General features: G+C 44.1%; 7 protein-coding genes. 6 read left to right on the top strand and 1 reads right to left on the bottom strand.

Annotation, left to right across the window (positions count from 1 at the left end; translation table 11 throughout):
• Window positions 1–51: 51 nt before the first annotated feature.
• From QXR61_08675 to QXR61_08660, 4 genes are all read left to right on the top strand, one after another.
• Window positions 52–1,596: a Coenzyme F420 hydrogenase/dehydrogenase, beta subunit C-terminal domain gene (locus QXR61_08675; GenBank protein MEM3758015.1), complete on the top strand. Its 1,545-nt coding sequence runs from the start codon at window positions 52–54 to the stop codon at window positions 1,594–1,596.
• A 102-nt stretch (window positions 1,597–1,698) separates the two neighbouring features.
• A complete protein-coding gene (locus QXR61_08670; protein ID MEM3758014.1) occupies window positions 1,699–2,328 on the top strand; it encodes a hypothetical protein in 630 nt (209 codons plus the stop codon).
• Window positions 2,329–2,607: 279 nt separating this feature from the next.
• Window positions 2,608–3,240: a Snf7 family protein gene (locus QXR61_08665; GenBank protein ID MEM3758013.1), complete on the top strand. Its 633-nt coding sequence runs from the start codon at window positions 2,608–2,610 to the stop codon at window positions 3,238–3,240.
• A gap of 79 nt (window positions 3,241–3,319) precedes the next feature.
• Window positions 3,320–4,495, top strand: a complete 1,176-nt coding sequence (locus tag QXR61_08660) for an MFS transporter (protein MEM3758012.1) — start codon at window positions 3,320–3,322, stop codon at window positions 4,493–4,495.
• A gap of 94 nt (window positions 4,496–4,589) precedes the next feature.
• On the opposite strand, the gene QXR61_08655 is transcribed toward QXR61_08660, so the two are convergent.
• A complete protein-coding gene (locus QXR61_08655; GenBank protein MEM3758011.1) occupies window positions 4,590–5,234 on the bottom strand; it encodes a hypothetical protein in 645 nt (214 codons plus the stop codon).
• A 457-nt stretch (window positions 5,235–5,691) separates the two neighbouring features.
• Here QXR61_08655 and QXR61_08650 point away from each other — a divergent pair, with 457 nt between their 5' ends.
• Window positions 5,692–6,159 carry a universal stress protein gene (locus QXR61_08650; protein ID MEM3758010.1) on the top strand — a complete coding sequence of 156 codons (468 nt, stop codon included), beginning with the start codon at window positions 5,692–5,694 and terminating at the stop codon, window positions 6,157–6,159.
• Window positions 6,160–6,339: 180 nt separating this feature from the next.
• A partial coding sequence (locus QXR61_08645; protein MEM3758009.1) for an ATP-binding cassette domain-containing protein occupies window positions 6,340–7,258 on the top strand: 919 nt, incomplete at its 3' end.

Raw genomic sequence — 7,258 nt, 5'->3', positions numbered from 1 at the left:
ACATATTTTTAAGGGATTTTAAACTAATATGTCTTTTAGGAGCGCTTTGTGATGCGCGCTAGCACAAATAAGCTCACCGCATTTGACGATTTGGAGAAAATGATAATTAATAATGGATTCTGCACGCTTTGTGGAGCCTGTGAAGCAGCATGCCCAATACATGCGATCCGCGTTGAAAGTGATAAACCCCGAAGGCTATATAATTGCGCTGAATACCTGGATTCTTGTCCAATATGCTATAATATATGTCCGCATACCGAAGCCTTAATTCATGAGGCGGCAAGCTTCCTCTTGGATACACCGTATAGAAGGGAGAGCATCGGAGGCTATAGGCGGATAGTTCTCGCTAGATCTTCTAACCCAACATTAAGGAAGGCTACAAAAGGTGGTGGAGTCGTGAGCGCTCTACTAAATTTTGCGATGGACAGGGGGATAATTGATAGCGCAGTAATATCTGAAGCTACTCCCAGCACCCCAATAAAAGTTAAACCAGCGATAAGACTCGTGCCGGATGACGTTCTTTCAGCCGTCGAGATAAAAGTTGTTCCATCAGCCGTAGCCGAAGCTTACGGACGGGCTGTCTTCGAATACGGGAAATCCCATGTAGCCTTCGTTGGAACTCCATGCCATGTTCTCGCATTACGTGAGCTCGAGGCATGGCAGCATAAGGTAGCGAGCAGCTTAAAGCTGATTATAGGTCTCTTCTGCCTATGGACCTTCTCGCTTGGATCGCTGCTGGAATATCTTTTCCAAGAGCGTGGCATTACCCTTGGCAGCATTAAGCACGTTGATTTATCACCCGACTATTATATATTGTCTTTGGAGAGCGGTGAAGCACGTATTCCGTTATCGGAGGTGAAGGGTCACATAATAAATAGGTGTAGGACTTGCGCTGATTTCACATCCGAGTTTGCTGATCTGAGCGTAGGCGGAGCCACCCCTCTTGAGGGTTGGTCAACAGTTATATTGAGGACGGAGAGTGGTGAAAGTATCTTTAACGAAGCAGTTAAAGAGGGAGCCATTGAGGTAAGAAGAATGGAGCCGGAAGTCTTCGCGCATATAGTTCAATTAGCGTCATATAAGCAGGACTCAGCATTCAAAGAAATCAGAGAGTTGTCTAGGAAGGGGCTTCCAGTTCCAGGAGCTATGAAGATCTCGGAGAAGCTTGTCTCAGGAAGGGTTAATGAGCTCAAGAATATAAGGGTTGAAGAGATAATGACGAGGGACGTTATATCGTTGAATGGCAATTTAACCGTTAGCGAGCTACTCGATAAAATCATTGAGCACCACCATATAGGCTACCCCGTCATAGATGATGCGAATAAGCTAATTGGCATCGTAACACTTCAGGACGCTATGAAGGTTCCAAAGGAGAAGCGTGGAAGCATACGGATAAAGGAAATATGCTCAAAAGACTTGGTAACAGTATTCCCAGATGACAGTGTAGCAGACGCCCTAGAAAAAATGGGCGCTCATAACATAGGGAGACTTTTAGTCGTCGATAAGAAAAACAAGAGCATATTGCTGGGGATAGTGACAAGGAGCGATATTCTACGCGAGCTAACCAAGTTATACTATTCTGGGAAAAGCGAATAGAGAGAAGGTTCCATTTAACGTATGAAGTGATACTAGTCATAAGTTTACTGCTACCTTAAGCGAAAACCTTAAAGGTTTAGGCTTCTTATTCAATTTCCAGTCATGTCCCCATTTAGGGGGCATCCCAGCACGTCGAGGGCTAGGTGCGTAACTCACAATCTCTGTTTGCGTTGCGCTTCTCTCGGGCTTGGGTGCTGCAGCCGCTGCCGCCCATTCATCCTGGCTGAAGACCTACGCTTACTCCTAAAAAACTATTCTACGGAGGAGGTAAAGGCGATCGTTGAGGTGGGCTTAATCCCCGCGATGTACCTTCATCATCTCCTGGATCCGGAGATGAATCAAATATACTATTTTTGGGAGAACGCATATTATCGCCTGCAAACGAGATTTCTTAAGGGTTCATGCGTTGCCCTGGTACCCGGTAAAGGCTGCGGTCTAGGAAATAGTAGACCTCTGATCTGTAGGGTCTGGCCGTTCTGGTGGAAGAGCGGTTCAAACCCCTCTAGAGACAACTTCCTAATAGAGATTAACGGTGACTGCACGATGGCAACCCTATGGAGCATGAGCCCAGGGGAAATTTTGAGGGAATTCAGATACTCAGAAAACGAGCTCAGAAAAGATCTCCTAACTATGAGCAAAGCCCTCAAAGAGCATGGAGAAATCCTGAAAGAAGCCGCGAAGAGAAGGATACCACCCAATGAGCTGCTAAACTGGATCCTCAACGCCATTTAAGAGTTCTTTTTCATAGCGCCGTTAACAAATCTTACTTTTAAAACCAATAGATTTAAGATCTCTTTAACGTTTTAAGCGTTTCCACAGTATTTATAAGGGCTTTGCCCACGCACTAAGCACATAAAATATAAAAAAGTCCCGGTCGACAGAGTATAACAATATGCATGGTTAAATATGAATTTTGTTCCAGAAAAACCATGCTAAGCTAGTGAATATTCGCGTAATGGAATGGCTTAAATACTCTTTTCACGCTCACGCTTTTAGCGAGGTGGAAGACGTATGTCTAGGTTTGATAGGGAGTGGTCCGAGTATAAGACTGGGATTACGGCTGCTTTGAGGCCTGGTCCTCCGCTTAGGCATAAGATTGAGTTAGCTGCTAGGCGTATTGAGGCTCAGATCCAGTATCTGAATGGTGCTATAAGCCTCCTAACGCAGAGGGATAAGGCTTTATTCCAGAAGGTTGTTGACGCCTACTCTAAGCACGACATGAAGAGGGCTAATGTTTACGCTAATGAGCTCGCTGAGATTAGGAAGATGGCTAACTTCATGATGAACGCGGAGCTAGCACTTGAAAGGGTTGCCTTAAGGCTTAAAACCGTGACAGAGGTTGGAAACGTTGCCGCAGTCCTAGCGCCAGTAAGCCGAGTCCTGCAGAGCGTCCGCACTGGCATAGCTGGAGTATTCCCGGCTGCTGAGCGTGAGCTAGGCGAGATAACGACGCTGTTGGATGAGATAATGATTGAGGCAAGCCAGGCTGTGGGGATGACACCGGACTTCGAGGCTGCAAGCGAAGAAGCCCAAAAGATCCTCAACGAAGCAGCCATAGTCGCAGAGACAAGAATGAAGGAGAAGTTCCCAGAGCTACCGGCGCTGAAGATGCCGGAAGAAGAGGGAGTCGCGCAGCCAAAATAAACCTAAAATTTCTCCCCAATTTTCTTCTTTTTTGTTGCCTAGCTAAGGCTGAGCTAGGTAGCGCCTCGGTTTGGGTTATATGTGGTGGCTCGGCTTCCTCCTTCACGAGATGGCTTTCGGCCTTCTCTCAGTATTTATCCCCCTATATATGGTGGCTCTCGGTGGCTCGCTTACGCAGGTAGGCATAATGAGCTTAGCAGCGATTCTCCTATCTATCCCGGCTTCTCTTTTATGGGGCTACCTATATGATGAGAGCCGACGCTATAAACCATACATCCTCCTATCTTTCCTCACGCTAGCAATCCTCCTGTACACTTTAACGCTAATTGAAGATATCGGCTTGTTAATCGCTCTATATGCTATAATGGCTTTCTTTCACATGGCTCATGAGCCGCCGAAGAATGTGTTGATTGCGGAAAACTACATGCGAAGATACTGGAAGAGGGCATACGCCCTCTATGAATGTATAACTGAAGTTAGCTGGCTCATTGGGATGCTAGTCGGATTCTACTTATCAGCCCAAGGATTCTCCGCATCACATACTTTATTAGATTGCAGCATATTGAATTTAATAGCGTTTATCCTCTCAATATTTCTCATAAAAGACCCAGTGCTAATCTTTGAGAGAAGTCTAGTTAAAATTGAGAGAAGCATAAAAAGCGCGTATAAGGGACTTATTGCAGCCCTAAGAGCTACGAGTAATACAGGCCACATTAATATTATGGTGGAGAGTCCGAAAGAGTTCTATCTCGGGCTTATCGCCTTCTTCATGGCGACAAGAATCCTTTTCACGCCGCTGCCAATCTTCCTCTCCAAAGATCTAGCCCTTCAAGAAAGTATGGTTTATGCGCTCTTCTGCATAAACTCGGCTGGAGGTGTTATTGGCTATTTCCTAGCCGATAAGATAAGCCTAAATCGAGCAACCCTACACAGGGTTGCTGCCCTACGATGCATTCTCACCCTCCTATTAATCGTTGCTGGAGCCGGGCAAGAATACCGCATAATGCTTACAGCGATAACGTTATTCCTTTTGGGACTTGCTTACGCCATCTTCCACATTCTATCTTTATCTCTATCAATGGAAGTGCTTCCCGAGGGAATGGCGGGAATATTTAATGTGACAGAATGTTTAGGTGAGGCGTTAGGCTCATTCATAGGGCCACTAATAGCCGAGAAACTCGGTTTCACATACCTCTTCCTAGGAGCAAGCCTAACCTTCCTCATCTCGTACATAACCCTTAAGGTAGCGACATAAAGTCTTCCTTATAGAAAATTAAAGCGAGTTATTAACTTCTCTTATCAAAGGGGGTTAGCCGCATACCTGCTCAGAAAAACACATGATCTGCGTTTTATGGTTTAGGTTTAGGGTTCTTATCTTCTTGCTGCTTTAGTTGTTCTTGAATGATTATGCCCAGTTTCCTCAGTATTTTCAATGCTGTTCTCTCAATGTCTACCAGTATGAAGATCGCTGTTATAACTATGCCTATTGCTACCGAGAATATCCATGTTCTTCTTCCGAATATCTCCCTGACAAACGGAGATATTGCATAGCCTACGTATGCTGAAGGTACGGTTATTATCAGTTTGCCCATGAGGTAAGTTATGGCGAACCAAACTATGTTTAATTGACTTAATCCCATGGGTATGACGATCCATTCGTCAGGTATTGGCGTTGCAGCCGCAACAATATTCATAATGTACATTGTTAACCTGCCATACCTCCCTACGCTTCTTTTCCTACATCTCCTTTTATCTACGATTCTGCCTACGCCATAGGAGACCGCGAAATGCACTACTTTAGCTGCTGTCGCACCAAGTGCAACAGACAATCCTATAGTTAGTCTGTCCATGCCCGGAAAGCTCATAGCTATAAGCATCGCTTCCAGAGCATTCGAAGGTGAAACAAATGGAACTAGGCTAACAACAAACGTGAAAACGAATACCCCTAAAAACCCAAAAGCGCTTACAAGCCCATAGTAATCTGAAAAGTCCACATCATATTATATTGATCTTTCCTTTTTAAGCATTATCAACTTTATATGTGAAACCAGTTAATAGCGGATCTTGAACACAGTTGAAAATAAAAACGTTATAGTTCTCATAAATTTTGAAAAGTACATTAGTGTTTTTGGTTAACCTGATTCCATAACCAGCCCTCTCGACAGCTTCAACGTATATGTTCCGGCAAGCGGGAGCGTTTCGCATATAAGCCTATGCTCCTGTATTTAAGGTAGATGACAACCTAGCTTATCGTGCTAAGCGCTTGGTTTAATTCTTTAGGCGTCATTTCTGGGAGAACAAATCTCTCCCTGCTTTAGTCATGGAGAGTACGCAAAAATGGCAAGTTTCAGAGGATCCAAAGTTAAAGCTATAACTGCTCTTATCATAGCAGTATTTATGCAAAAATTTATGTGCGGAACAACAGAGAATTTTTGAATAGAGGGATTAGATTTGATTAAAAGAATTTTGGTGGCGATCGATGGTTCTGAACATGCCTATAAGGCTTTAGATTTCGCGCTTGATCTTGCTGAAAAATATTCTGCGGCTGTTACAATAATAAATGTTTTTCAAGCGCCAATGATTCCTATAGTTCCTCCGGTCGGCTATTTAGCTGAAGGCGAGTTATCTACTTATTCAATTGCCTACGATGATCTTGTTAGGGAAGTGAAGGCGGCTCATGAAAAGATACTGTCTCATGCTCTTAGAAGAGCTAAGAGGCTGAAACCTAACCTAGAAATTTCAACCTTGCTGAAGGAAGGTCGGCCAGCGGATGAGATTGTTAAAACCGCTAAAGAGGGAGAGTTCGACCTCATAGTGATGGGGCATAGGGGGCTGGGAAGGGTTAAAGAGTTTTTCTTAGGAAGTGTTAGTGACCGAGTTGCGGATGAAGCGCATTGCCCAGTATTAATAGTGAAATAGCTTTATAACAGCGCTTTCTTCAATATTGATATTTTTAACAGCTCTTTAGGCGTCTATACATTACTTAAACATTCTAGGCCTTCAACAAACTTAGAAAAATTGCAAAAAAGCCTCGTAATGATTACTTTCTGAAATATCCTTAAATAATGATGTTTTCTTTTAAAAGTTTGGCGACCGAGTTTGGAGTATGCTGTAAGCGCGCGTGGTTTAGTGAAGGTTTATGAGGGTAAGGTTAAAGCCCTGGATGGAGTTAACCTGAATGTTGAATCTGGCAAGGTTTTTGCGCTTCTAGGGCCAAATGGTGCCGGAAAGACAACTTTAATGAGGATTTTGACGACGCAGATTAAGCCTACCTCCGGCGAAGCCTATATTTTCGGGTTGAATGTTGTCCGAGATAGCGCTAAGGTTAGGCGATTAATTAGCTATGTTCCCCAGGAGATGAGCGTCTGGACCGATATAAGTGGATACGAGAACCTTCTCATATACGCTAAAATTCATGGTGTTCCGCCAAGCGAGAGAGATAAGCTCATATGGGATGCGCTGGAGAATATGGGCTTAAGCGAGTTTGCAAATAACCTTGTTAGGACATATTCCGGCGGGATGATTAGGAGGCTTGAGTGCGCATGCGCCCTACTAACTAAGCCTAAAATCCTATTTTTAGATGAGCCTACGATAGGGCTGGATCCGTCCGCTAGGAAGGCTGTATGGGAGAGGCTTATGGCGTTCAAGAAGGAGTATGATGCAACAATATTCTTTAACACGCATTACATGGATGAGGCGGATCTATACTCGGATGAGATAGCGATAATTAATAGGGGCAGGATAGTGACTTCAGGGACTTCGGAAGGCCTTAAACATTCCATTGGAGGCGAAATAATATCCATTGAGGTGGAGGATCAATCGCTTAATCCGAAGGCTTTAGAGATGATTAGGGGGTTGAGTGGAGTTACTGACTTAATTTTAGGCGAAAATGAGATAAACATCGTGGTTCAAGATGCCGAGCACTCGCTGCCAAAGATCATAGAGTCTCTGAGAGCCAACAATATCCTTGTTAGAAAGGCGTCTATAACTAAGCCAAATCTAGATGATGTCTTCTTAA

It is taken from the genome of Candidatus Bathyarchaeia archaeon (assembly GCA_038882715.1).
Classification (GTDB): Archaea; Thermoproteota; Bathyarchaeia; order Bathyarchaeales; family DTEX01; genus DTEX01.
Note: the sequence above shows the minus strand (reverse complement) of the source record. Positions and strands in the feature narration are given on the sequence as shown.

Excerpts from the sequence above, each read along its gene's own strand:
- QXR61_08675 (MEM3758015.1), top strand. The coding sequence starts at position 52 with ATGCGCGCTAGCACAAATAAGCTCACCGCATTTGACGATTTGGAGAAA.
- QXR61_08670 (MEM3758014.1), top strand. The coding sequence starts at position 1,699 with ATGTCCCCATTTAGGGGGCATCCCAGCACGTCGAGGGCTAGGTGCGTA.
- QXR61_08665 (MEM3758013.1), top strand. The coding sequence starts at position 2,608 with ATGTCTAGGTTTGATAGGGAGTGGTCCGAGTATAAGACTGGGATTACG.
- QXR61_08660 (MEM3758012.1), top strand. The coding sequence starts at position 3,320 with ATGTGGTGGCTCGGCTTCCTCCTTCACGAGATGGCTTTCGGCCTTCTC.